Annotated in this window: 21 protein-coding genes and 6 tRNA genes; 25 read left to right on the forward strand and 2 right to left on the reverse strand. The window is 61.5% G+C overall.

All coding sequences use genetic code 11. The annotated features are described in order from the left end of the window. The first annotated feature begins 63 nt into the window (after positions 1 to 63). The 13 genes from CEW87_RS13065 to CEW87_RS13125 all read left to right on the forward strand — a co-directional run bounded on the left by CEW87_RS13065 (position 64) and on the right by CEW87_RS13125 (position 8664). Positions 64 to 804: a beta-ketoacyl-ACP reductase gene (locus CEW87_RS13065; RefSeq protein ID WP_108951097.1), complete on the forward strand. Its 741-nt coding sequence runs from the start codon at positions 64 to 66 to the stop codon at positions 802 to 804. 127 nt (positions 805 to 931) lie between these two features. After that, positions 932 to 1540: a polyhydroxyalkanoate synthesis repressor PhaR gene (gene phaR / locus CEW87_RS13070; protein WP_108973625.1), complete on the forward strand. Its 609-nt coding sequence runs from the start codon at positions 932 to 934 to the stop codon at positions 1538 to 1540. Positions 1541 to 1590: 50 nt separating this feature from the next. Beyond that, positions 1591 to 2925 (forward strand): 30S ribosomal protein S12 methylthiotransferase RimO, encoded by a 1335-nt coding sequence (gene rimO, locus CEW87_RS13075; RefSeq protein WP_108973627.1) that lies wholly within the window; start codon positions 1591 to 1593, stop codon positions 2923 to 2925. 77 nt (positions 2926 to 3002) lie between these two features. Next, the gene (gene rssA, locus CEW87_RS13080) at positions 3003 to 3953 is read left to right on the forward strand and encodes a patatin-like phospholipase RssA (protein ID WP_234421532.1); all 951 of its coding nucleotides are present in this window, start codon (positions 3003 to 3005) and stop codon (positions 3951 to 3953) included. Between the two features lie 11 nt (positions 3954 to 3964). Then, entirely contained in the window at positions 3965 to 5371 is a 1407-nt protein-coding gene (locus tag CEW87_RS13085) for an FAD-binding oxidoreductase (protein WP_108973631.1), read from the forward strand. 118 nt (positions 5372 to 5489) lie between these two features. Next, positions 5490 to 5565: transfer RNA gene (locus CEW87_RS13090), tRNA-Ala, on the forward strand. Positions 5566 to 5591: 26 nt separating this feature from the next. Further along, positions 5592 to 5667: transfer RNA gene (locus CEW87_RS13095), tRNA-Glu, on the forward strand. A gap of 60 nt (positions 5668 to 5727) precedes the next feature. Further along, a tRNA-Asp gene (locus tag CEW87_RS13100) sits at positions 5728 to 5804 on the forward strand. A gap of 95 nt (positions 5805 to 5899) precedes the next feature. Further along, positions 5900 to 5975: transfer RNA gene (locus tag CEW87_RS13105), tRNA-Ala, on the forward strand. A gap of 25 nt (positions 5976 to 6000) precedes the next feature. Continuing rightward, positions 6001 to 6076, forward strand: a tRNA-Glu gene (locus CEW87_RS13110). A gap of 67 nt (positions 6077 to 6143) precedes the next feature. Continuing rightward, positions 6144 to 6220 (forward strand) — tRNA-Asp (locus tag CEW87_RS13115). A gap of 353 nt (positions 6221 to 6573) precedes the next feature. Then, the gene (locus tag CEW87_RS13120; RefSeq protein ID WP_108973633.1) at positions 6574 to 7587 is read left to right on the forward strand and encodes an NAD(P)/FAD-dependent oxidoreductase; all 1014 of its coding nucleotides are present in this window, start codon (positions 6574 to 6576) and stop codon (positions 7585 to 7587) included. 222 nt (positions 7588 to 7809) lie between these two features. Next, complete coding sequence (locus tag CEW87_RS13125) at positions 7810 to 8664, forward strand: 3-hydroxybutyryl-CoA dehydrogenase (RefSeq protein WP_108973635.1); 855 nt, start codon at positions 7810 to 7812, stop codon at positions 8662 to 8664. Between the two features lie 66 nt (positions 8665 to 8730). Here the strand turns inward: CEW87_RS13125 and rho are convergent, their stop codons facing one another. Together rho and trxA are read right to left on the reverse strand one after the other, a co-directional pair. Then, positions 8731 to 9993 (reverse strand): transcription termination factor Rho, encoded by a 1263-nt coding sequence (gene rho / locus CEW87_RS13130; RefSeq protein ID WP_108951098.1) that lies wholly within the window; start codon positions 9991 to 9993, stop codon positions 8731 to 8733. A 166-nt stretch (positions 9994 to 10159) separates the two neighbouring features. Then, positions 10160 to 10486 (reverse strand): thioredoxin TrxA, encoded by a 327-nt coding sequence (gene trxA / locus CEW87_RS13135; protein ID WP_108947568.1) that lies wholly within the window; start codon positions 10484 to 10486, stop codon positions 10160 to 10162. A gap of 277 nt (positions 10487 to 10763) precedes the next feature. Between trxA and fdxA the strand changes: the two genes are divergently transcribed. The 12 genes from fdxA (at position 10764) to asd (ending at position 23521) form a co-directional block, all read left to right on the forward strand. After that, positions 10764 to 11087 carry a ferredoxin FdxA gene (gene fdxA, locus CEW87_RS13140; RefSeq protein ID WP_108947569.1) on the forward strand — a complete coding sequence of 108 codons (324 nt, stop codon included), beginning with the start codon at positions 10764 to 10766 and terminating at the stop codon, positions 11085 to 11087. A gap of 105 nt (positions 11088 to 11192) precedes the next feature. Next, positions 11193 to 11642, forward strand: a complete 450-nt coding sequence (locus tag CEW87_RS13145; RefSeq protein ID WP_108973637.1) for a CBS domain-containing protein — start codon at positions 11193 to 11195, stop codon at positions 11640 to 11642. A gap of 191 nt (positions 11643 to 11833) precedes the next feature. Further along, positions 11834 to 13516, forward strand: coding sequence for a long-chain-fatty-acid--CoA ligase (locus CEW87_RS13150; RefSeq protein WP_108977195.1), 1683 nt, complete (start codon positions 11834 to 11836; stop codon positions 13514 to 13516). 277 nt (positions 13517 to 13793) lie between these two features. Next, positions 13794 to 15461, forward strand: a complete 1668-nt coding sequence (ilvB, locus tag CEW87_RS13155) for an acetolactate synthase large subunit (RefSeq protein ID WP_108973639.1) — start codon at positions 13794 to 13796, stop codon at positions 15459 to 15461. Continuing rightward, complete coding sequence (gene ilvN / locus CEW87_RS13160; RefSeq protein ID WP_199915177.1) at positions 15461 to 15775, forward strand: acetolactate synthase small subunit; 315 nt, start codon at positions 15461 to 15463, stop codon at positions 15773 to 15775. Before ilvB ends, ilvN begins: the two co-directional genes overlap by 1 nt. A gap of 75 nt (positions 15776 to 15850) precedes the next feature. Beyond that, on the forward strand, positions 15851 to 16987 hold the full coding sequence (aroC, locus tag CEW87_RS13165; protein WP_108973641.1) for a chorismate synthase: 1137 nt from the start codon (positions 15851 to 15853) through the stop codon (positions 16985 to 16987). Between the two features lie 132 nt (positions 16988 to 17119). Further along, a complete protein-coding gene (locus CEW87_RS13170; RefSeq protein ID WP_108973643.1) occupies positions 17120 to 18280 on the forward strand; it encodes an MFS transporter in 1161 nt (386 codons plus the stop codon). A 12-nt stretch (positions 18281 to 18292) separates the two neighbouring features. Next, the gene (locus tag CEW87_RS13175; RefSeq protein ID WP_108973645.1) at positions 18293 to 19111 is read left to right on the forward strand and encodes a M48 family metallopeptidase; all 819 of its coding nucleotides are present in this window, start codon (positions 18293 to 18295) and stop codon (positions 19109 to 19111) included. Positions 19112 to 19200: 89 nt separating this feature from the next. After that, positions 19201 to 20610 carry a 3-isopropylmalate dehydratase large subunit gene (gene leuC / locus CEW87_RS13180; RefSeq protein WP_108973647.1) on the forward strand — a complete coding sequence of 470 codons (1410 nt, stop codon included), beginning with the start codon at positions 19201 to 19203 and terminating at the stop codon, positions 20608 to 20610. Positions 20611 to 20625: 15 nt separating this feature from the next. Continuing rightward, entirely contained in the window at positions 20626 to 21264 is a 639-nt protein-coding gene (gene leuD, locus CEW87_RS13185; RefSeq protein WP_108973649.1) for a 3-isopropylmalate dehydratase small subunit, read from the forward strand. A 34-nt stretch (positions 21265 to 21298) separates the two neighbouring features. Beyond that, on the forward strand, positions 21299 to 22363 hold the full coding sequence (gene leuB / locus CEW87_RS13190; protein ID WP_108973651.1) for a 3-isopropylmalate dehydrogenase: 1065 nt from the start codon (positions 21299 to 21301) through the stop codon (positions 22361 to 22363). Positions 22364 to 22387: 24 nt separating this feature from the next. Continuing rightward, positions 22388 to 23521 carry an aspartate-semialdehyde dehydrogenase gene (asd, locus tag CEW87_RS13195; protein ID WP_108973653.1) on the forward strand — a complete coding sequence of 378 codons (1134 nt, stop codon included), beginning with the start codon at positions 22388 to 22390 and terminating at the stop codon, positions 23519 to 23521. The last annotated feature ends 117 nt before the right edge of the window (positions 23522 to 23638 follow it).

Below are 23638 nucleotides of genomic sequence, written 5' to 3' on the forward strand. Positions count from 1 at the left end.
GGGCAGAGGCGGCTTCAGGCTGCGCTGTCCGAAAACGATAACTCGATGCAGAAGGATTCGATGATGTCTCAGAAAATTGCACTCGTTACGGGCGCTATGGGCGGCCTCGGTACCGCAATTTGCCAATCCCTCGCAAATGGTGGGATGAAGGTTGTCGCCAACTGCCTGCCTGCTTTCCCCCAGAAAGATGAGTGGCTGATGCAGCAGAAGGAGCTGGGCTTCGATTTCGTGGCAGCTGAAGGCGATGTCTCCGACTATGAGTCGTGCAAGGCCATGGTTGCAAAGATCGAGGCTGAAGTGGGTCCGATCGACGTCCTCGTGAACAACGCCGGCATCACCCGCGACAAGTTCTTCCCGAAGATGGAGAAGGGTCAGTGGGATGCGGTGATCAACACCAACCTCAACAGCCTGTTCAACGTGACCCATCACATCTCGCCGAAGATGGCCGAACGTGGCTGGGGCCGCATCATCAACATCTCGTCGGTTAACGGCGTCAAGGGTCAGGCTGGTCAGGCCAACTACTCCACGGCCAAGGCCGGGGTGCTGGGCTTCACCAAGGCGCTGGCCTCCGAGCTCGCAACCAAGGGCGTGACGGTCAACGCGATTGCCCCGGGTTACATCGGCACCGACATGGTGATGGCGATCCGCGACGACATCCGTCAGGGCATCATCGACACCGTGCCGATGAAGCGTCTGGGCAAGCCGGAAGAGATCGGCGGGCTGTGTGCCTACCTGTCGTCCGAGCTGGCTGGTTACATCACTGGCGCGACGATCAATATCAACGGTGGCCTGCACATGTGCTGATGCCGCATCCGTGGACACTGCGGATTTGCGTAACCCCGTCCTGTGGCGGGGTTTTTCTTTTCGCAGCGCGGTATAATTCTTAAGACAAGTTAGAGCGGAATCCACCGCCGCCGAGGAGGACTTCACCATGGCCGACAAATCGCGCCTGATCAAGAAATACCCGAACCGTCGTCTTTACGACACCCGGACCAGTTCCTACATCACCCTGTCGGATGTGAAGGAGCTCGTGCTCGGCAATGAAGATTTTCAGGTGGTGGATGCCAAGACAGGTGATGACCTGACGCGCAGCATCCTGCTGCAGATCATCCTCGAGGAAGAGGCCGGCGGTGCGCCGATGTTCACCAGCGATCTGCTCTCCCACATGATCCGCTTCTACGGCAACGCAATGCAGGGCATGATGGGCAAGTACCTTGAGAACAACATCAAGGCCTTTACCGACATGCAGGGCAAGCTCCAGGAGCAGGCACGCGGCATCTATGGTGAAAACAGCCCGATCAGCCAGGATCTCTGGGCCCAGTTCCTGAACTTTCAGGGGCCGGCGCTGCAGAGCATGATGGGCACCTACGTCGAGCAATCGAAGAAGATGTTCCAGCAGATGCAGGATCAGGTCGAGAACCAGACGCGCAACATGTTTACCGGCTTCCAGTTCCCCACCTATACGCCCCCGACGGCGGATGAAAAGGCCGAAAAGGCTGAAAACGCCGCGCCCGACGTCAAGACCCGCACCGAAAAATAAGGTGCTGCGCCCCCGTGAGGGGGCGTTTTTCCCAACAGGCCGTACCCAGCATGACCTCCCTCAAAAAAACTGACGTGCCGCGTGTCGGTTTCGTCAGCCTTGGCTGCCCGAAAGCGACAGTCGACTCCGAACACATCCTTACCCGGCTGCGCGCCGAGGGCTATCAGATTTCCGGTAGCTACGAAGACGCAGACGTGGTGGTGGTGAATACCTGTGGCTTCATCGATGCTGCCGTCGAGGAATCGCTCGACGCCATCGGCGAAGCCCTGGCCGAGAATGGCAAGGTGATCGTGACCGGCTGTCTTGGCGCCAAGGACGGGGTGGTCATGTCTGCTCATCCGCAGGTGCTTGCCGTTACCGGTCCGCATGCGACCGAAGAGGTGATGCATGCCGTGCACAAGCACCTGCCCAAGCCGCACGACCCGTTCATCGATCTCGTGCCGGCTCAGGGCATCCGCCTGACGCCGCAGCACTACGCTTACCTGAAGATTTCCGAAGGCTGCAATCACCGCTGCACCTTCTGCATCATCCCGTCGATGCGCGGTGATCTCGTCAGCCGTCCCATTCACGAAATCATGCGCGAGGCCGAAACGCTGGCCGAGTCCGGCGTCAAGGAGATCCTGGTGATCTCTCAGGACACGTCGGCCTACGGTGTGGACGTCAAGTACCGCACGGGTTTCTGGAACGGCAAGCCGCTCAAGACCAAGCTGTACGACCTGGCCAACGCACTCGGCGAGCTCGGCATCTGGATCCGGATGCACTACGTCTATCCGTATCCGAGCGTGGATGACCTCATTCCGCTGATGGCCGAGGGCAAGATTCTTCCCTATCTCGACGTGCCTTTCCAGCACGCCAGTCCGCGCATCCTGAAGGCAATGAAGCGTCCTGCAAATGCCGAGAATGTCCTCGAGCGCGTACAGAAGTGGCGCAGCATCTGTCCGGACCTGACCATCCGCTCGACCTTCATCACCGGCTTTCCCGGCGAGACCGAGGAAGACTTCGAGCAGTTGCTGCAGTTTCTCGACCAGGCTCAGCTCGATCGCGTCGGTGCGTTCGCCTATTCGCCGGTGGAAGGTGCCACGGCCAACGAACTGGCAGACCCCGTGCCCGATGAAGTGCGCGAGGAGCGCCGGGCGCGCCTGATGGATTTCCAGGAGGATATTTCCACCCAGCGGCTCGAGGCCAAGATCGGTCGTGAAATGACCGTGCTGGTCGACGACATTGACGAAGAGGGAGCGCTTGCCCGCTCGCCGGGCGATGCGCCGGAGATCGACGGCATGGTGGTCATTCCCGACGGCGACGATCTTGCGCCGGGCGATTTCGTTCGGGTGCGGATTACCGATTGCGACGTTCACGACCTTTACGCAGAGCGTATCGAGGGCTGAGGCCGCATGCTTGAGTCCGCAGGCTTCGCGCTCGTCCTTCGCTTACTTCGGCGCGCGCTTGCATGACGGCGTTTCCGATGGTCTCTCGCAGTGGACGTCAGCCCGTTATCGGGCTGGCGCTGGGTAGTGGTGCGGCGCGAGGCTGGGCGCACCTCGGTGTCCTTCGAGCTCTGGCCGAAGAGGGTATTGAACCGCAGGTGATCTGCGGCTGTTCGATCGGCGCTTTCGTCGGAGCCGCCGCCGCTGCGGGGGAGCTCGACAAGCTCAGGGCATGGGCGGATTCGCTCAAGTGGAAAGATGTGATCGGCCTGCTCGATGTCAGTTTGCGCAGTGGGCTGATCAAGGGCGAGAAGCTGATCCAGTATTTCGAGCGTAATTTCACTGACCGTGATTTCACCGATCTGCCGGTGCGCTTCGCCTGTGTCGCCACCGAGCTTTCCTCCGGACGGGAGATCTGGCTGCATAGCGGCAGTGTGTCCGAGGCCGTACGTGCCTCGATCGCACTGCCTGGCCTGATGACGCCCGTCGCGCGGGAAGGCCGCTTGCTGGTGGATGGCGGGCTGGTGAACCCGGTGCCGGTTTCGCTATGCCGTGCGATGGGTGCGGATATCGTCATTGCCGTCGATCTTGGATCGGACATGATCGGGCGGGCATGGCGGCATACCTCCGCCGAGCCTGCGCCTGAAGAAGAAACCGAAGCGAGCTGGAGTGACCGCCTGCTGTCCAGGCTCGGCTTGGGTGGTACCGGGCTGGCAGGCAATGGCCACGGCGAACCGGCGCCCGAAGAGAGTCTGCCGTCGCTGGTCAGCGTGCTCAATGCGAGTATCAACATCATGCAGGTCCGAATTTCGCGCAGCCGTCTGGCCGGCGAGCCTGCCGATGTGCTGATCTCGCCTCGCGTCGGTCAACTCGGTTTGATGGACTATCACCGCGCCGAGGAGGCGATTGCAGAGGGCGAGGCTGCCGTGACCCGTGTCCGGCCCTTACTGCGATATGTTTTGGGGCGCGCGGACGACGCTGGCGCCTGAGGGAGTTCCCGATGGATGAATTTCTGCACACGCTGACTGCTATCGTCGGTCGTGACTACCTGCTTGTCGACGCTGCTGAGACTGCCCCCTATCTGAGCGACTGGCGCGGCCGCTATCGTGGGGCTGCGCGCGCGGTTGTGCGGCCGGCCGACACCGCTCAGGTCGCCGCCGTGCTGGCAGCCTGTCATGCAGCTGCTGTGCCGGTTGTACCGCAGGGGGGCAATACCGGCTTGTGCGGCGGCGCGACCCCGCTACCCGATGGTCGCTCGGTGCTGCTCAGTCTGTCGCGGCTCAATCGCGTTCGCGCGCTGGACCCGGACAACAATACCTTATGCGTGGAAGCGGGGTGCAAGCTCGCCGCAGTTCAGGCTGCAGCGCAGGAGGCCGGGCGCTTCTTCCCGCTCTCGCTTGCCTCGGAGGGCAGTTGCGAGATCGGCGGCAATCTCTCGACCAATGCGGGCGGGGTTCAGGTGTTGCGTTATGGCAATACGCGCGATCTCGTGCTTGGACTCGAGGTAGTGCTGCCCGATGGCCAGGTGTGGAATGGCTTGCGCAGCCTGCGCAAAGACAATACCGGCTACGACCTCAAGCATCTGTTCGTAGGGGCAGAGGGAACCCTGGGGGTGATCACCGCGGCGACGCTGAAGCTGTTTCCTGCGCCGCAGGCGCGTGCGACGGCCTGGGTGGCAGTGCCCGATCCTGCGGCGGCCGTGGCCTTGCTTGCACGCATGCGTGCGGGCTGTGGTGATCGCATCACCGCATTTGAAATCGTCGGGCGCCCGGCACTGGATCTCGTCCTCCAGCACATCGAGGGTGCGCGTGATCCACTCTCCGAGCCGGCACCATGGGCGGTGCTGGTCGAGCTCTCGGATACGCTGCCCGATGCTGCGCTCGAAGACATGTTCGAGCGCGAGCTCGGCGCTGCCATCGAGAGCGGTCTGGTGCTCGATGCTGCGATCGCAGGCAGTCTGGCGCAGGCCGAGGCGCTGTGGGCCTTACGCGAGAATATCTCCGAAGCGCAGCGCATCGAAGGGGTCAGCATCAAGCACGACATCGCTGTGCCTGTCAGCCGCATCCCTGACTTCCTGAGCGCCGCGGGGAGTCGCCTGCAGGCAATCTGGCCCGATGTGCGCATCGTCGCGTTTGGTCATATCGGCGACGGTAATCTGCACTACAACCTGTCCAAGGCCGCTGCTGAAGAGAACGATGCCTTCATCGCCAGAACGGAGGAGGCGAACCGGGTGGTGCATGATCTCGTGGCTGAGCTTGGGGGCTCGATTTCGGCCGAACATGGGCTCGGCCAGCTCAAGCGCGAAGAAATTCGCCGCTACAAGAGTGAGCTCGAACTGGCGCTCATGCGCAAGATCAAATCGGCGCTGGATCCCGCGGGATTGATGAACCCCGGCAAGCTTCTCTGAGCACAGGGGAGGGCCCGGCAAGGCGTGGTTTCAGGGTTTTTTGTGTGGGCGAGCAGATAATTGTCAGAAGGTGCTTTACAAGGTCGAAACCGCTGCCTATAATGCGCGCTCTTTCGAAGGGGGTATAGCTCAGCTGGGAGAGCGCTTGCATGGCATGCAAGAGGTCAGCGGTTCGATCCCGCTTACCTCCACCATCGAAAAGTTGTATTGCAGTACTTAGGTCCCCATCGTCTAGAGGCCTAGGACACTACCCTTTCACGGTAGGTACCGGGGTTCGAATCCCCGTGGGGACGCCAGATTCGGCATGCTGGCCAAGGCGGGCATGCAAAACCGGCAGAGATGCCGGGCAGGGTTTTGGAGTGGTAGTTCAGTTGGTTAGAATACCGGCCTGTCACGCCGGGGGTCGCGGGTTCGAGTCCCGTCCACTCCGCCAGCTACATAGCAAGACTTCGGTTTTGCAGGTTTCGAAAGTTTTACGAAACTATTGCGGTGAGCTTGATTCAGGGGTTATAATCGCCGGCTTGTTGTGGGGGTATAGCTCAGCTGGGAGAGCGCTTGCATGGCATGCAAGAGGTCAGCGGTTCGATCCCGCTTACCTCCACCAAAAGAATTTGTTTTACGGTACATAGGTCCCCATCGTCTAGAGGCCTAGGACACTACCCTTTCACGGTAGGTACCGGGGTTCGAATCCCCGTGGGGACGCCAGTAAAGGCGGATTGATCAGCGCGATCAGTTAGCTTCGGCAGCAATAACTGCCGATACAGTCAAGCGCGGAGTGGTAGTTCAGTTGGTTAGAATACCGGCCTGTCACGCCGGGGGTCGCGGGTTCGAGTCCCGTCCACTCCGCCAACAAATCAAGCAGAAAGGGAAGCCTCGGCTTCCCTTTCTGCTTTTTGCCGTCCACCTCGTCAGTAACAGGGTGAGTCTGCGGCGCCTGTTGGCCTTGCCTTGGCGTTTTCGGCGAGTCTCGCGTACGGAACGGGTGTCATGGGCCGCCTTCGCATTGTCTTTGTCTCTGCCGGCTTGTCCTTTATGATTCGGTCTTGTTTGTCCAGGACAAAAAGACTTTCCCCTGCCAAGGTGTGATGGCCCGCCCATTTGTGGCATTGGTTTGCCTTCTGTGTCGCTGAGTGTGCTGCGGTTATGTCCTCCCTTGCGATGGGAATCCCTGGTCGGCGTGTCAATTGAGGGGTGTGCATCGAATGAAAAGAAGTTCGCAGGTTGCCGTGGTGGGCGCTGGCCTCGCAGGGCTGTCGTGTGCCAGTCTTCTGGCACAGGCTGGGCTGAGACCCGTCGTGTTCGACAAGAGCCGTGGGCCCGGAGGTCGCATGAGTACGCGTCGTGGCGAGGGGTGGCAATGTGATCATGGCGCTCAGTACTTCACGGCCCGTGATCCTGATTTTCGCGCCGAGGTCGAGCGCTGGCTTCAGGCGGGTGTAGCTGCCCTGTGGGCGCCGCGCCTGCAGGTTCTGGGTGATGAGTCCAGGCATGATGCCGATTCGGGCCTGGAGCGCTTTGTCGGTACGCCCAGGATGACTGCGCCAGCCCGCCTTCTTGCAGATCGACTTGAGCTTTATTCTGGCACCAGGATTCAGAAGCTTGAACGCGGGGCAGAGGGCTGGCGTCTCTTGGCAGTCGAGCGAGGATGGGTTGATGAGTACTTTGATGCGGTCGTCCTCGCTCAGCCCGCGCCTCAGGCTGCTGCGCTCCTGCGCCAGTCGTCTTTGCCTGGGGCTGCTGCGTCAGGCTTGCTGGCGCTGGCCGATGCGGCAGTAATGCGTGGCAGTTGGGCTTTGATGGTGCGCTTCTCGGAGCCCGTCGCACTGCCCCTTGATGGTGCCTTCGTCAACGACGGGCCGCTGCGCTGGATTGCGCGCGATAGCAGCAAGCCGGGGCGTGATGGCGTTGAGACCTGGTTGCTGCATGCGAATGCGCAATGGAGCGAGGCGCATTTCGAGGCTGAGGCGGAAGACGTTGCTGCAGCCATGCTGCAAGCCTTCCATGATCTGGGTGGCCCGGCGCCGCTAGCCTGGACTGCCCACCGTTGGCGTTATGCCGACACCGAGTCCGCGGGCGACACGGTGTGCGCGTGGGATGAAGATGCCTGCCTCGGAGTGTGCGGGGACTGGCTCAACGGTGGCAAGGTCGAGGGGGCGTGGCTGAGCGGCAGGGCGCTCGCGCAGCGGATTCTCGACGGCGGGTGTGTCGCTGCCTGATTCTGCCGGCCACGCTGCAGGCTGGGTGTCCGTGCAGAGGGTGAAAAGAGGGGCTGTGCTCACCGGCGAGGGTCTGAATGTTCGCCGTGTCTGTTGTCGATCTGCGTACGCGGGTTCAGATCCGGGGCTGGCGTCACTGGTCTGCTTGCGTTACATTTACTCCATACGCAACGGTATGGAGTTGAACGACCGGGGCGTGACCGCTAACAGGAGACAACAGGTATGAGCATCAGCAAGATTGGAGTCGTCGGCGCAGGCACGATGGGTAACGGAATCGTTCAGGCCTTCGCCGTCGCAGGTTATCCGGTGGTAATGACCGACATCGCCGACGCTGCCCTGCAGCGCGGGTTGGCTACGGTTTCCGGCAGCCTGGATCGTCTGATCAAGAAAGAGAAGATGAGCACCGGCCAGAAAGACGAAGCGATGGCCAAAATCTCGGTGTCGACCGATTTGAGCGCCTTGTCCGACTGCGACCTCATCATCGAGGCAGCGACCGAGAATCTCGATCTCAAGCTCAAGATCTTCGCGCAGCTCGATGCCGTCGCCAAGCCTGAGGCGCTGCTGGCCAGCAACACCTCTTCGATTTCGATTACCAAGCTCGCGGCCTCGACCAAGCGCGCGGATCGCATGATCGGCATGCACTTCTTCAACCCGGTGCCAATGATGGCGCTGGTGGAACTGATTCGTGGTCTGCAGACCTCGGACGAGACCTATGCTGCGGTTGATGAAGTGGCGAAGGCCATCGGCAAGACGCCGGTGCAGGTGCGCAACAGCCCGGGGTTCGTGGTTAACCGCATGCTGTGCCCGATGATCAACGAGGCAGTTTTCGCGCTGGGCGAGGGCCTGGCCACTGCAGCGGAAATCGACGAAGCAATGAAGCTGGGGTGCAACCACCCGATTGGACCGCTCGCACTGTGTGACATGATCGGTCTGGATGTCGAACTGGCCGTGATGCAGGTGCTGTTCGAAGGTTTCAAGGATCCGAAGTACCGTCCGGCACCCTTGCTGGTGGAGATGGTGGAAGCCGGCTATCTCGGTCGCAAGACGGGTAAGGGCTTCTTTGAGTACGGCAAGTAATCGCTGCTCACAGACGAAAAAAAGCCACCTGCGAAGGTGGCTTTCTCATGTGGGGCGCTTGATTTCTCAGCGTCCCGAACGCATTGCGTCGAAGAACTCGGCGTTGCTCTTGGTGGCCTTGACCTTGTCCAGCAGGAACTCCATCGCGTCGATGTCGTCCATGCCGTACAACAGCTTGCGCAGAATCCAGGCTTTCTGGAGGATGTCCGGCTTCATCAGCAGCTCTTCGCGTCGGGTGCCCGAGCGATTGACGTTGATGGCCGGATACACGCGCTTTTCTGCCATGCGGCGGTCGAGGTGGAGCTCCATGTTGCCGGTGCCCTTGAACTCCTCGTAGATCACGTCGTCCATACGGCTGCCGGTGTCGATCAGCGCGGTGGCGATGATGGTCAGCGAACCGCCTTCCTCGATGTTCCGCGCGGCGCCAAAGAAGCGCTTGGGCTTCTGCAGCGCGTTGGCATCGACGCCGCCGGTCAGGACCTTGCCCGAAGCCGGTACGACCGTGTTGTACGCACGCGCCAGTCGCGTCAGCGAGTCGAGCAGGATGACGACATCCTTCTTGTGTTCGGTCAGGCGCTTGGCCTTCTCGATCACCATCTCGGCAACCTGAACGTGACGGGATGCGGGTTCGTCGAAGGTGGAGGCCACGACCTCGCCCTTCACCGAGCGCTGCATTTCGGTCACTTCTTCCGGGCGTTCGTCGATCAGCAGCACGATCACCACGACATCGGGGTGGTTGGACGTGATCGCATGGGCGATATGCTGCAGCATCACCGTTTTACCGCTCTTTGGCGGGGCGACGAGCAGACCACGCTGACCTTTGCCGATTGGCGCGATCATGTCGATGATGCGGCTGGTGACGTTTTCCTCGCCACGGATTTCGCGCTCAAGCTTCAGGCACTCCTGCGGGTGCAGGGGCGTCAGGTTCTCGAACAGGATCTTGTGCTTGCACTCCTCGGGAGGGCGGCCGTTGATCTTGTCCAGCTTGACCAGTGCGAAATAGCGCTCGCCATCCTTCGGGGTGCGAATCTCACCCTCGATGGTGTCGCCGGTGCGCATGTTGAAACGCCGGATCTGCGACGGCGACACGTAGATGTCGTCGGTACCCGCAAGATAGGACGTGTCGGGCGAGCGCAGGAAGCCAAACCCGTCGGGAAGGACTTCAAGTGCGCCGTCGCCGCTGATGGGCTGGCCCTTGCGTGCACGATTCTTCAGCAGCGCAAAGACGAGCTCCTGTTTGCGCAGGCGATTGGCGCCTTCGACATCATTTGCGACTGCCATCTCGAGCAATTCACTGACGTGCAGTGCTTTGAGCTCGGACAGGTGCAGGGCAGGGATGGCCGGATCGGTGGGCGTACCCGTCTCTCCAGACGATTCTGCGTCGAGCAGGTCGTCATCGGACGGAATGTTTTCGGGAGGATTACCGTCGCGGTGCCGGGGGCCCCGGCGGCGGGCGCGCGTCGCACCGCGAGAACGGGCCGGAGCGGTTTCCGGCTTAGATGTTGCTGTCAATGAAGGCTGTCAGTTGAGATTTTGAAAGGGCGCCGACTTTCGTCGCCTCGATGTTCCCGCCCTTGAAAAGCATCAGGGTGGGAATGCCACGGATGCCGTACTTTGCCGGCGTTTCCTGGTTTTCGTCGATGTTGAGCTTCGCGACCTTGAGCTTGCCAGCGTAGTCTTTTGCGACTTCGTCCAGGATCGGCGCGATCATCTTGCAGGGACCGCACCATTCAGCCCAGTAGTCGACGAGTACCGGCGTCTGGGACTGCAGCACTTCGGACTCGAAGTTGCTGTCGGTCACGTATTGAATATGCTCGCTCATGATTCCTCGCATCAGGGGGGAGATGTGTTGCGTAATACTTGATACTAGAGAGATGAAGGGTCGCTGAGGACCCGTTCGGCCAGGCACTGGGAAGGGTGCCGGGAAGAAGGTTTCCCGAAAGTTATGCGATGACGTCGGTCACGTCAAGGTGTTATCGGTCCGAAGTCCTGAAAAAGTGCATTGTCGTGGCGAAAAAGCAAAACGCTGGACTATATTGTCGCCTGTGAGCACGAATGCCTATCCAGTGGCAGGTGTCGTTACCCGTGAGAGCAAAGCAATGACCTATGTTGTGACCGAAGCCTGTGTGCGCTGCAAATATACCGATTGCGTGGATGTCTGCCCCGTCGACTGTTTTCGCGAAGGGCCGAATTTTCTTGTCATCGATCCGGAGGAGTGTATTGACTGTACGCTTTGTGTCGCCGAATGTCCGGTCGAGGCCATTTTCGCCGAGGATGACGTACCCGCCGGCCAGGAATCCTTCATCGCGCTCAATGCGGAGCTGGCAAGCCAGTGGAAACCGATTGTCGAGCGCAAGGATCCGCTCCCCGATGCGGACGAGTGGGCGAAGGTGAAGGACAAGCTCGGTGAGTTGAAGCGGTGACCGTGCCCTGAAGGCCCGTCCAGGGGCGGCTTTCAGGGAGTTCCCCAATGCACTAAGATGGCGCACAGCCTCAAACTAAACAAAATATATCCGAGGAAAACTATCATGCTGGTAAGCGAGATTCTCGCGATCAAGGGGAAGGTGCTTTACACCATTTCGCCAAACAAGAGTCTGGCCGAAGCGGTGACGATCATGACCGAGCAGGACGTCGGCTCGCTGGTGGTCTTCTCCAAGGGCCAGATGGCCGGCATGCTGACTTTCCGCGAGGTGCTTCAGGCCGTTCAGAAAGGCGGTGCCGCCTGGGCGGAAATGCTGATCGAGCAGGCCATGCTGGCCGTACCGATGGTTGCTGCACCCAACATGGAAATGGACGAGTTGCGTCGTCTGATGGTTGATCACCATCAACGCTACCTGCCGGTAATGGATGGCACGACCTTGCTCGGTGTGGTGAGCTTTCATGATGTGGCAAAAGCGGTGCTCGAAGAGCAGAGCTTCGAGAACCGGATGCTCAAGAACTACATCCGTAACTGGCCGGGCGAAGGCGCCGACAGCTGATTTCGCGTTTGATCGTATTGCAGGCGACCTGCCGGAGTCGCATCTGCGTCGAGTAAATGAAGCGCAACCCGCGTCAGACGGGGCGCTTCTGGTTGGGACAGGGTAGCTTGCTGCCTTGACGCCTCGGGAGGGCGGGCTTGTGCGACCTGCTGGTCGCGTTCAAGCTTTTTCCAGCGATACGAGGAGACAACGTGGAGAAGATCTGGCTCAAGAATTACCCGTCCGGCGTACCCGCCGAGGTGGATGTGCACGAATTCGCTTCGCTCGGCGATCTGTTCGAGCAGGGCGTTCGCAAGTTCGCGGACCGGACGGCCTTCGTCTGCATGGACAAGCGCATCACCTACAAGGAACTGGACCGGCTTTCTGCGAATTTCGGTGCGTACCTGCAGACCGAGCTCGGCTTGCCGCGTGGCACGCGTATCGCGCTCATGATGCCCAATCTGCTGCAATACCCGGTGGCAATGTTCGGGGCGCTGCGTGCTGGTTACACGGTGGTCAACGTCAATCCGCTATACACGGCGCGTGAGCTCGAGCATCAGTTGCGCGACGCCGGTGCGGAAGTGATCGTCATTCTCGAAAACTTCGCCCATACCCTGGAGCAGGTGAGAGAGCGGCTCCCGCTCAAACATGTGCTGGTGACCAGCATTGGTGCGATGCTCGGCTTTCCGAAAGGGTCGATCGTCAATTTCGTGATCAGGCGGGTGAAGAAGATGGTGCCGCCCTGGACGCTGCGGGGCAGTGCCGATTTCGGGGCGGCTGTGCGCAAGGGCGCGCGTCATGCGCTCAAGCCGGTCGAGGTCGGTGCGGACGATATCGCCTTCCTGCAATATACCGGTGGCACGACCGGGGTGGCCAAGGGCGCAGTGCTCACGCACGGCAACATCGTGGCCAACCTCCAGCAGGCGCATGCCTGGATCAAGCCCTTCCTGCATGAGGGCGAAGAGGTGATCATCACTGCGCTTCCGCTTTATCACATCTTCTCTCTCACGGCGAACTGCCTCACCTTCTTCAAGATCGGTGCGACCAACGTGCTGATTACGAATCCGCGGGACATCCCCGGGTTCGTCAAGGAACTGGCAAAGTATCAATTTACGGCGATTACCGGGGTGAACACCCTGTTCAATGCCTTGCTGCACAACGCCGAGTTTGCCCGGCTCGATTTCTCCTCGCTGCGGATTTCGCTCGGGGGCGGGATGGCCGTGCAGCAGGCTGTCGCCGAGAAGTGGAAGGAAGTGACAGGGTTGCCGCTGATCGAGGCCTACGGGCTGACGGAGACTTCGCCCGCAGTGACGATCAACCCGCTTGATCTGGCGACATTCAATCATGCGATCGGGCTGCCGGTTTCCTCAACCGATGTGAGCATTCGCGACGACGACGGCACCGAGCAGGCGATCGGCCAGCGTGGCGAGCTGTGCGTGCGGGGGCCTCAGGTGACGCGCGGTTACTGGAACCGGCCGGAGGATACGGCACGTGCGTTTACTGCCGACGGTTTCTTCCGCACCGGCGATGTTGCGGTGATGGACGAAGAGGGTTTCATTCGCATCGTCGATCGCAAGAAGGACATGATTCTGGTGTCGGGCTTCAACGTCTATCCGAATGAGGTGGAGGATGTCGTCGCCAGCCATCCGGGCGTGCTCGAGGTTGCGGCCATCGGTGTGCCGAGCGAACACAGCGGCGAGGCAGTGAAGGTGTTCGTGGTGCGCAAGGATCCCGCACTGACCAAGGCCGATCTGATTGCTCACTGCCGGCAGAATCTGACCGGGTACAAGGTGCCGCACATGATCGAGTTCAGGGATGAGCTGCCCAAGACCAATGTCGGCAAGATCCTCCGTCGCGTGTTGCGTGACGGGGATGAAAAGGCGGACCAGGCGTAGTCTGAGTCCGACGCGCGGTCTGGAAAACGCTTGTTTCCGGACCGCGTTTATGATTACACTTGCGCCACAACTTGTCTGATCCAAACATGAACCGTCGTTTCCAGTCCCTCTCTGTATCCGTAGTACGCGTAGTAGTAGGCGTAGGGACGCGCGCGTCGTAGCGGATCAGGACAGGCAGTACAGAATCCAGAACCCCCGCCGGCGCGAAAGCCCGGCGGGGGTTTTTGTTTTATGCCGCCGGTCAGAAACGCCGCAACATGACCTGAAGGAGATCAAAATGAATCAAATGACCGGCGCCCAGCTGATATTGCGCCTGCTTGAACGCCAGGGTGTGCGCACTGCAGCGGGCATTCCCGGCGGCGCCATCCTGCCGCTTTACGACGCGCTGTCGGGCAGTGACGGCATTCACCATGTGCTTGCGCGTCACGAGCAGGGCGCCGGGTTCATGGCTCAGGGCATGGCGCGGGTGTCGGGCAAGCCCGAGGTGTGCTTTGCCTCCAGCGGTCCGGGCGCAACCAACCTCGTGACCGCGATCGCCGACGCAATGCTCGACTCGATCCCGCTGGTGGCGATCACCGGCCAGGTGCCGCTGTCGATGATTGGTACCGATGCCTTCCAGGAGGTCGATATCTACGGCATGACGGTGCCGATCACCAAGCACAACTTCCTCGTGCGCTCGGCTGAGGAGTTGCTTGAGGTCATTCCCGAGGCCTTCCGGATTGCGATGTCGGGCCGTCCCGGTCCGGTGCTGGTGGATGTGCCCAAGGATGTGCAGTGCCAGCTCGTCACCTTCGACGAGTTCCCGCCCGTCGCGGTGCGTGACGCAGCGCCCCAGGCGCCGATCGAGCTCATCGAAGAAGCCGCGCGCATGATCAACGAAGCGGAACAGCCGGTGCTCTATCTTGGTGGCGGGGTGGTTCATTCCGGCGCTGCGCAACAGGCGGTGACCCTGGCCGAGCAGGCCGGGCTACCGACGACGATGACCCTGATGGCGCTCGGGGCGATGCCGATGGATCATCCGCTCTCGATCGGCATGCTGGGCATGCATGGTGCGCGCTATACCAACTTCGTGCTGGAAGAGGCGGATCTGCTGATCTGCGTGGGTGCGCGGTTCGACGATCGTGCCATCGGCAAGGCGGCGCAATTCTGCCCGCGCGCGAAGATCGTTCATATCGATGTCGACCCGTCCGAGCTGGACAAGATCAAGAACGCCCACGTCGCCATCAATGGTGATGTCGCCGAGGTGCTCGATGCGCTGATTCCGCGCGTGAAGGTGCAGTTGCGCAAGCGCTGGCTGTCGCATGTCGATAGCCTCAAGACGCGCTTTCCGATGCAGTTCGACGCGCTGGAGAATCCGCGCAGCCACTACGGGCTGATCAATGCCGTCGCCGCTGCCCTCGACGACGAGGCCATCATCACGACCGACGTGGGTCAGCACCAGATGTGGGTGGCCCAGGCCTATCCCTTCCGCCGTCCGCGGCAATGGCTTACATCGGGTGGCCTCGGCACCATGGGCTTCGGCATGCCGGTTGCGCTCGGTGCCGCGCTGGCTGCGCCCGAGCGCACCGTGGTGTGCTTCAGCGGTGATGGCAGCATCATGATGAACATCCAGGAGTTGGCGACGCTGGCTGAGCAGGGGCTCAACGTCAAGATCGTGCTGATGAACAACAACGCGCTCGGTCTGGTGTACCAGCAGCAGAGCCTGTTCTATGGCAAGCGCACGTTTGCGTCGCGCTATGCCGGCGCGCCGGACTTCATGAAGATCGCGGAGGGCTTCGGCATTCCTGCGGTCGATCTCGATCTCGCGGCCAACCCGCGCGCTTCGCTCGCACAGGCCTTGCAGACCCCGGGACCGTGCCTGATTCATGCCTCGATCGATCGCGAGGAATTTGTTTACCCCATGGTGCCGCCGGGTGCGGCCAATACCGAGATGATCGGAGGTTGATGATGGAACAAGTTGCCGAACCGCTGCAGCAGTCGGGTTTTGCCAAGGTCGTGCTCGAGCTCGAAGTGAACAACCATGCAGGCGTGATGAGCCACATCTGCAATCTCTTCGCCCGGCGTGCTTTCAACATGGAGGGCATCATGTGCATGCCCATCCCCAACGGCAACCGGAGTCGCATCTGGTTGCTGGTGTTCGAGGATCAGCGCCTTGAGCAGATGATCCGCCAGCTGGAGAAGCTTGAGGACGTGCTGGCCGTAAATCGTCATGGCGCGGAGCACGAGGTATTCGTGCGCATGGAGGAGTTCTTCCTCTGAGTCTGGTGAGAGCGGGGTGGCTGGCGGCCTGTGCTAAACTCGCCGGCCTCCCCGCCAGAACGCTACGAGTCTCCCATGTCCGGCAATTCCATCGGCACGCTTTTCTGCGTCACGTCTTTCGGTGAATCTCACGGCCCGGCCATCGGCTGCATTGTCGACGGCTGCCCTCCCGGGCTCGCGATCAGCGCGGCCGAGATACAGCTGGAGCTCGATCGTCGCAAGCCGGGTACGTCCCGTCATGTGACGCAGCGGCGCGAGCCGGACGAGGTGGAGATTCTGTCCGGTGTATTCGAGGGTGTGACCACGGGTACGCCGATTGCGCTGCTGATCCGCAATCAGGATCAGCGCAGCAAGGACTACGGCAATATTGCCGACACCTTCCGTCCCGGCCATGCCGATTACCCCTACTGGCAAAAATACGGTATCCGCGATTACCGCGGCGGCGGTCGTTCATCCGCACGTGAAACCGCCGTGCGCGTGGCCGCCGGCGCAATCGCAAAGAAATGGCTGGACGAGAAGTTCGGTATCGTGATCCGGGGCTACATGGCCCAGCTCGGCCCGCTCTCGATTCCCTTCGAATCCTGGGACGAGGTCGATCGCAACCCCTTCTTTGCACCCAATGCGTCCCTTGTGCCCGAACTCGAGCAGTACATGGACGAACTGCGCAAATCGGGCGACTCGGTCGGCGCCCGCATCAACGTGGTGGCCACTGGTGTGCCCGTAGGCTGGGGCGAGCCGGTGTTCGACCGGCTCGATGCCGAGATCGCCTACGCGATGATGAGCATCAATGCGGTGAAAGGCGTCGAGATCGGTGCCGGTTTCGACGCCGTGTCCCAGCTTGGCACGCAGCATGGTGACGAGATGACGCCCGAGGGCTTCCTCTCCAACAATGCAGGTGGTGTGCTTGGTGGCCTGTCCTCCGGGCAGGACATTCTGGTGAGCATGGCAATCAAGCCGACTTCCAGCATCCGGCTCGACCGCGCGTCGATCAATCGTCAAGGTGAGCCTGTCGTGGTCAATACCCACGGCAGACACGACCCCTGTGTCGGCATTCGCGCCACACCGATTGCCGAGTCCATGCTTGCGCTGGTGCTGATCGACCACGCATTGAGGCACCGGGCGCAGTGTGGTGATGTCGTGACCACCACGCCGCGCATTGCCGGACTGGCGCCGGCAGGGCATCAGCCGGTCCCCTCTCCCGTGCGGCGTTGAGGCGCGCGTCACGCGCTTTCCCGCGCAAGGCTTGCGGAGCCGGAGGTGGGCTGATTCGCGCCCGAATGTCTGTCGGCATCCGGGTGCGGTGTCCTGACGGGTGCCGCCGCCCCCTTGCCATGGGGCGCTGAGATGGGGACGACGCTGCCGTACTGGCGACTTTCGTTCTACTACTTCTTCTATTTCGCCTTCGTCGGCGCATTTTCGCCGTATTTCACGCTCTACCTTCAGTCGCTGCAATACCCTGCAACCGACATTGCCATCCTGATGTCGCTGATGCAGCTCATGCGTGTGCTGTCGCCAAACCTCTGGAGCTGGCTTTCCGAGCACCTGGGCATGCGCCTGCCGATTGTCCGCCTGTCGGCTGCGATGAGCCTCGCGGGCTTCTCGATCTTCTTCATGACGCAGGCGTTCTCCGGCATTTTCGTCGGCATGGCGCTGATGGCCTTTTTCTGGAGCGCCGCGTTGCCGCTGGTCGAGAGCGTGACCTTCGTTCATCTCGGCGCGCAGGGGCATCGTTACGGCAGCATCCGCGTGTGGGGGAGTGTGGGTTTCATCGTGGCCGTACTCGGGCTCGGGCTCCTGCTCGATCATTTCGCAATCGATGTTGTCCTGTGGGTGACCGCGTCGATCCTGCTCGGCATTCTTGTGTGCGGGATCCTGGTGCCTGAGGCGAAGCCGAGCGTGAGTTCGCACGTGACCGCCAGCTTTGGTGCCACACTGCGTCGCCCGGAAGTGCTCGCGCTGTTCGGTGCCTGCTTTCTCATGTCCGCCGCACACGGCGCACTGTATGTCTTCTATTCGATCCTGCTGGTGGATCACGGTTATGACAAGGTTGTGGTCGGGTCGCTGTGGTCGCTCGGCGTGCTGGCTGAGATCGGGGTGTTTCTGGTCATGCCGCGCGTGATGCGCCGCTATTCGCTGCGCACCATCCTGCTGGTGGCGTTTGCCTGCGCCGTGCTGCGCTTTGCAACCATCGGCTGGGGCGTGGGCAGCATGCTGGTACTGATCCTTGCGCAACTGCTTCACGGCGCGACCTTCGGCGCCTACCATGCGGCGGCGATCGCGGCGGTGAACAAGTGGTTTCCCGGGCGTCTCCAGTCGAGCGGGCAGGCGCTCTACGGAAGTGTGTCCTTTGGTGCCGGCGGCATGCTGGGCGGCTTGATCAGCGGTTACACCTGGGACACTATCGGATCTGCATGGACCTTCACGCTGGGGTCGGTTTTTGCGCTTGCGGGGCTTGTGTGGCTGGCGTTGAGCTGGCGGGAGCACGGCCCCGAACGCACGATTTGAGAGGAGTGCTGAATGCTGATATTCAAGAAAAGCCTGTTTCCGGTGCTGCTTGCCGCGCTGCTGAGCGTGGGATGCCAGACGGTGCAAACCACCGGCGGAGGCGCGGTCGGGGTGGACCGGGGGCAGATGATGATGATCCCCGCGAGCGATATCGAGCAGGCATCGTCGCAGCAATACCAGGAGATCATTTCCGAGGCGCGGAGCAAGAACCTGCTCAACCGTGACGCCCGGCAGGTGCAGCGCGTGCGGCAGGTCGCCTCGCGGCTGATTCCCCAGACCGGAAATTTCCGTCGTGATGCGCCAGGCTGGAAGTGGGAAATCAACGTGCTCAAGTCCGATGAGCTCAACGCATGGTGCATGGCCGGGGGCAAGATCGCCTTCTATTCGGGCTTGATCGACCGCCTCGGCCTGAGTGATGACGAGATCGCTGCGGTGATGGGGCACGAGATTGCGCACGCGCTGCGCGAGCATGCTCGCGAGCGCGTGTCGAAGAGCATGGCCACCGGCCTCGGCATCTCGGTCGCTGGTGCCCTGCTGGGGGTTGGTGAGGTGGGGCAGGACCTGATGGGGTCGGTGGCGAAAGTGACCTTCGAGTTGCCCAACTCGCGTCTGCACGAAACCGAGGCCGACCGCATCGGTGTCGAACTGGCTGCGCGCGGTGGCTACGATCCGCGGGCGGCGGTGACGCTGTGGACCAAAATGGCCTCACAGTCGTCGGGCGCGCCACCGCAGTGGCTGTCCACCCACCCTTCGCATGACTCGCGGCAGAAGGATCTGGCCGAGTACGCTGCGCGGGTGATGCCGATCTACGAGCAAGCACGGCGCAGATAGCGCTAAACGGAGCACGGGGCGGGCGCTGCTACCCACGCGCACGCCCCTGTGAAATAATCGAAACCTTTTCTTTCCGCGGAATACACTGGATGGAAGCCCAAACGCTGTACGAAAAACTCTGGTCGAGTCATGTCGTTCATCAGGAAGCCGACGGCACTGCGCTGATCTATATCGATCGCCACCTTGTGCACGAAGTCACCAGCCCGCAGGCCTTCGAAGGCCTGAAGCTCGCCGGGCGCAAGCCTTGGCGGATCTCGTCCATTGTTGCCACGGCGGACCACAACACACCGACCGACCACTGGGATCAGGGCATTCTCGACCCGGTCTCGCGTCAGCAGGTCGAAACGCTCGACAGCAACATCCGCGAAGTCGGTGCGCTGGCCTACTTTCCGTTTCGCGACGCCAAGCAGGGCATCGTGCATGTCATCGGCCCCGAGAACGGTGCAACCCTGCCGGGCATGACGGTAGTGTGCGGCGACTCGCACACCTCGACCCATGGTGCGTTTGCCTGTCTGGCGCACGGCATCGGTACCTCCGAGGTCGAGCACGTGATGGCGACGCAGTGCCTGCTGCAGAAGAAGTCGAAAACCCTGCTGGTCAAGGTCGAAGGCGAGCTGGGACGTGGCGTGTCGGCCAAGGATGTCGTGCTCGCGATCATCGGTCGCATCGGCACCGCGGGCGGCAACGGCTATGCCATCGAGTTCGGCGGCAGCGCCATTCGGTCGCTGTCGATGGAAGGGCGGATGACGGTGTGCAACATGGCCATCGAGGCGGGTGCGCGCGCCGGCCTGGTTGCCGTCGATGAAACCACCATTGCCTATCTCAAGGACAAGCCGTTCGCACCGAAGGGTGAGCAGTGGGATGCGGCGGTTGCCTACTGGCGCACGCTGACGTCGGATGACGGCGCGAAGTTCGACAAGGTCGTCGAACTCAACGCGGCCGACATCCTGCCGCAGGTCACCTGGGGTACGTCGCCCGAGATGGTCACCACAATCGCCGGTCGGGTGCCCGATCCCGCAGGCATCACCGACCCGGTGCGCCGCGAGGGCATCGAGCGCGCGCTCAAGTACATGGGGCTGACGGCCAATACGCCGATCAACGAGATCGCCGTAGATCAGGTCTTCATCGGTTCGTGCACCAATTCGCGCATCGAAGACCTGCGTGAGGCGGCTGCGGTCGCCAAGGGGCGGACCAAGGCGGCCAATGTGCGCCGCGTGCTGGTGGTGCCGGGGTCCGGGCTGGTCAAGCGCCAGGCCGAGGCCGAAGGGCTGGACAAGGTATTCATCGAGGCCGGATTCGAATGGCGCGAGCCGGGCTGTTCGATGTGTCTGGCGATGAACGCCGACCGCCTGGAGCCGGGCGAGCGCTGTGCCTCGACCTCCAACCGCAATTTCGAAGGCCGGCAGGGCGCCGGTGGCCGCACGCATCTGGTGAGCCCCGCCATGGCCGCAGCTGCTGCGGTGGCCGGGCATTTTGCCGATGTGCGCGAGTTGCAATAAAAGGATCAGCAGAAGATGAAACCGTTTACCGTTCTCGATGCGCTGGTGGCGCCGCTCGATCGTGCCAACGTCGATACTGATGCGATCATTCCCAAGCAGTTCCTCAAGTCGATCAAGCGCAGCGGCTTCGGCCCCAACCTGTTCGACGAGTGGCGCTATCTGGATGTCGGTCAGCCGGGCCAGGACAACAGCCAGCGCCCGCTGAACAAGGAGTTCGTGCTCAATCAGCCGCGTTACCAGGGGGCACAGGTACTGCTCACCCGTGACAACTTCGGCTGTGGCAGCTCGCGCGAGCACGCGCCCTGGGCGCTGGAGGACTATGGCTTTCGCGCCATTATCGGCACCAGCTTTGCCGATATCTTCTTCAATAACTGCTTCAAGAACGGCGTCTTGCCGATCGTGCTTGCGGCAGAAGAGGTCGATGAGCTGTTCAGTCAGTGCGAGGCCAGCGAAGGCTATCAGCTCAAGGTGGACCTTGCTGCACAGACGGTCACCCGTCCCGATGGCAAGGTGATTGCCTTCGACGTCGATGCCTTCCGCAAGGAATGCATGCTCAACGGCTGGGACGACATCGGTCTGACGCTGCGTCACGCCGACAAGATTCGTGCGTTCGAAGACGCGCGTCGCGCCAAGCACCCCTATTATTTCGCCTGAGCCCTTGCGGCCCAGGTTTGCGTGGAGAAACCGGATGAAGATTTGTGTGCTGCCGGGTGACGGCATTGGTCCCGAGATCATGGCGGAAGCCGTGCGTGTGCTCAAGGCGCTCGACCTCAAGTTCGAACTTGAAGAAGGCCTGCTTGGCGGTTGTGCAGTCGATGCCACTGGCACGCCTTACCCCGAGGCAACCCAGAAACTTGCCCGTGAAGCGGATGCGGTGTTGCTGGGTGCTGTGGGCGGGCCGAAATGGGACAACCGGCCGCGTGAGCAGCGCCCCGAGCGCGGCCTGCTGGGTATCCGCAAGGATCTCAACCTGTTCGCCAACCTGCGTCCGGCGATCCTGTACCCGGAGCTTGCCAACGCATCTTCGCTCAAGCCCGAAGTCGTGGCCGGACTGGACATCCTCATCGTGCGCGAACTCACCGGCGATATCTACTTCGGTCAGCCGCGCGGTATCGAGGTGCGCGAGGTCAATGGCGAACAGCAGCGGGTAGGCTGGAACACCATGATCTACGCCGAGTATGAGATCCGCCGCATTCTGAAGGTGGCATTCGAGGCTGCGCAGAAGCGTGGCAAGCGTCTGTGCTCGGTCGACAAGATGAATGTGCTTGAGTGCACTCAACTTTGGCGCGATATTGCCGAAGAAGTGGCCAAGGACTATCCGGACGTGGAGCTGTCGCACATGCTGGTCGACAATGCAGCGATGCAGCTCGTGCGGGCGCCCAAGCAGTTTGACGTGATGGTGACCGGCAACATGTTCGGCGACATCCTCTCGGACGAAGCTTCGATGCTCACCGGCTCGATCGGCATGCTGCCCTCGGCTTCGCTGGATGCGAACAACAAGGGCTTGTACGAACCCTCTCACGGTTCGGCGCCGGACATCGCAGGCAAGGGTGTGGCCAATCCGCTGGCGACGATCCTGTCGGCTGCAATGATGCTGCGCTATACCTTCGGTCTTGAAGCGCAGGCTCAGCGTATCGAGGCTGCCGTCAAGCAAGTGCTTGCGCAGGGCTTCCGTACCGGCGATATTTTCGAGCCGGGCACGAAGAAGGTCGGCACCAGGGAGATGGGTGACGCGGTTCTCGCGACGCTTTAAGGTTTTTCGATTCGAGGTGATGTGATGAAGCGAGTAGGTCTGGTTGGCTGGCGTGGCATGGTCGGTTCCGTGCTGATGCAGCGCATGGTGGACGAGGGTGATTTCGCCCATATCGAACCCGTGTATTTTTCCACCTCTGCGGCCGGGGGCAAGGCACCCGTTTTCGGCGGCAAGGAAGCGGCACTGCCGCTGCAGGACGCGATGAGCGTCGATGCGCTCAAGGCCTGCGACATCATCATTACCTGCCAGGGCGGGGATTACACCAAGGAGGTGTTCCCGAAACTGCGTGCGTCCGGCTGGAGCGGCCACTGGATCGATGCCGCCAGCGCGCTGCGCATGGCCGACGATGCCGTGATCATCCTCGATCCGGTGAACATGCATGTGATCAAGGACGCCCTTGCCAAGGGCGGCCGCAACTGGATTGGCGGCAACTGCACGGTCTCGCTGATGCTGATGGGCCTCGGTGGCCTGTTCCGCAACGATCTGGTCGAGTGGGTGTCCGCGATGACCTACCAGGCCGCCTCGGGTGCGGGTGCGCAGAACATGCGTGAGCTGATCGCGCAGATGGGCACCATCCATGCATCGGTGGCGGACCTGCTCGCCGACCCGGGCTCGGCAATCCTCGATATCGATCGCAAGGTTGCGGAGACGATTCGTTCCGATGCTTTCCCGAAGAAGAATTTCCGCAACACGCCGCTGGCTGGCAGCCTGATTCCGTGGATCGATGTACCGGTCGAGCACGGCCAGTCGAAAGAGGAGTGGAAGGGCGGTGCCGAGTGCAACAAGATTCTCGGCAACCCCGCATTCCGCACCGATGGCAGCATCCCGATCGACGGACTGTGCGTGCGTATCGGTGCAATGCGTTGTCACTCGCAGGCGCTGACCATCAAGCTGAAGAAGGATGTGCCGCTCGATGAGATCAGCGGGATCATCGCCGGGGCCAACGAGTGGGTGAAGGTGGTGCCGAACGAGCGTGAGCTCTCCGAGCGCGACCTCACGCCGGCAGCGGTGACCGGCACCTTGTCCGTCCCGGTCGGGCGTTTGCACAAGATGGCAATGGGGCCGGAGTATCTTGGCGCGTTTACGGTCGGTGACCAGCTTCTCTGGGGGGCGGCCGAGCCGCTGCGTCGCATGCTTCGCATTCTGCTTGAAGACTGAGGATGAACTGTGGCGGTCCGAATTGCCTGCATCAGGCCGAGCCGGGCCGCCCGTTCGGGTGGAAAGTTGCTTTCCCCTTTAGACATAATCAGTTGGTGCAGGTCCTTAATAAAAATG

This window comes from Parazoarcus communis (assembly GCF_003111665.1).
GTDB classification, from domain to species: domain Bacteria; phylum Pseudomonadota; class Gammaproteobacteria; order Burkholderiales; family Rhodocyclaceae; genus Parazoarcus; species Parazoarcus communis_B.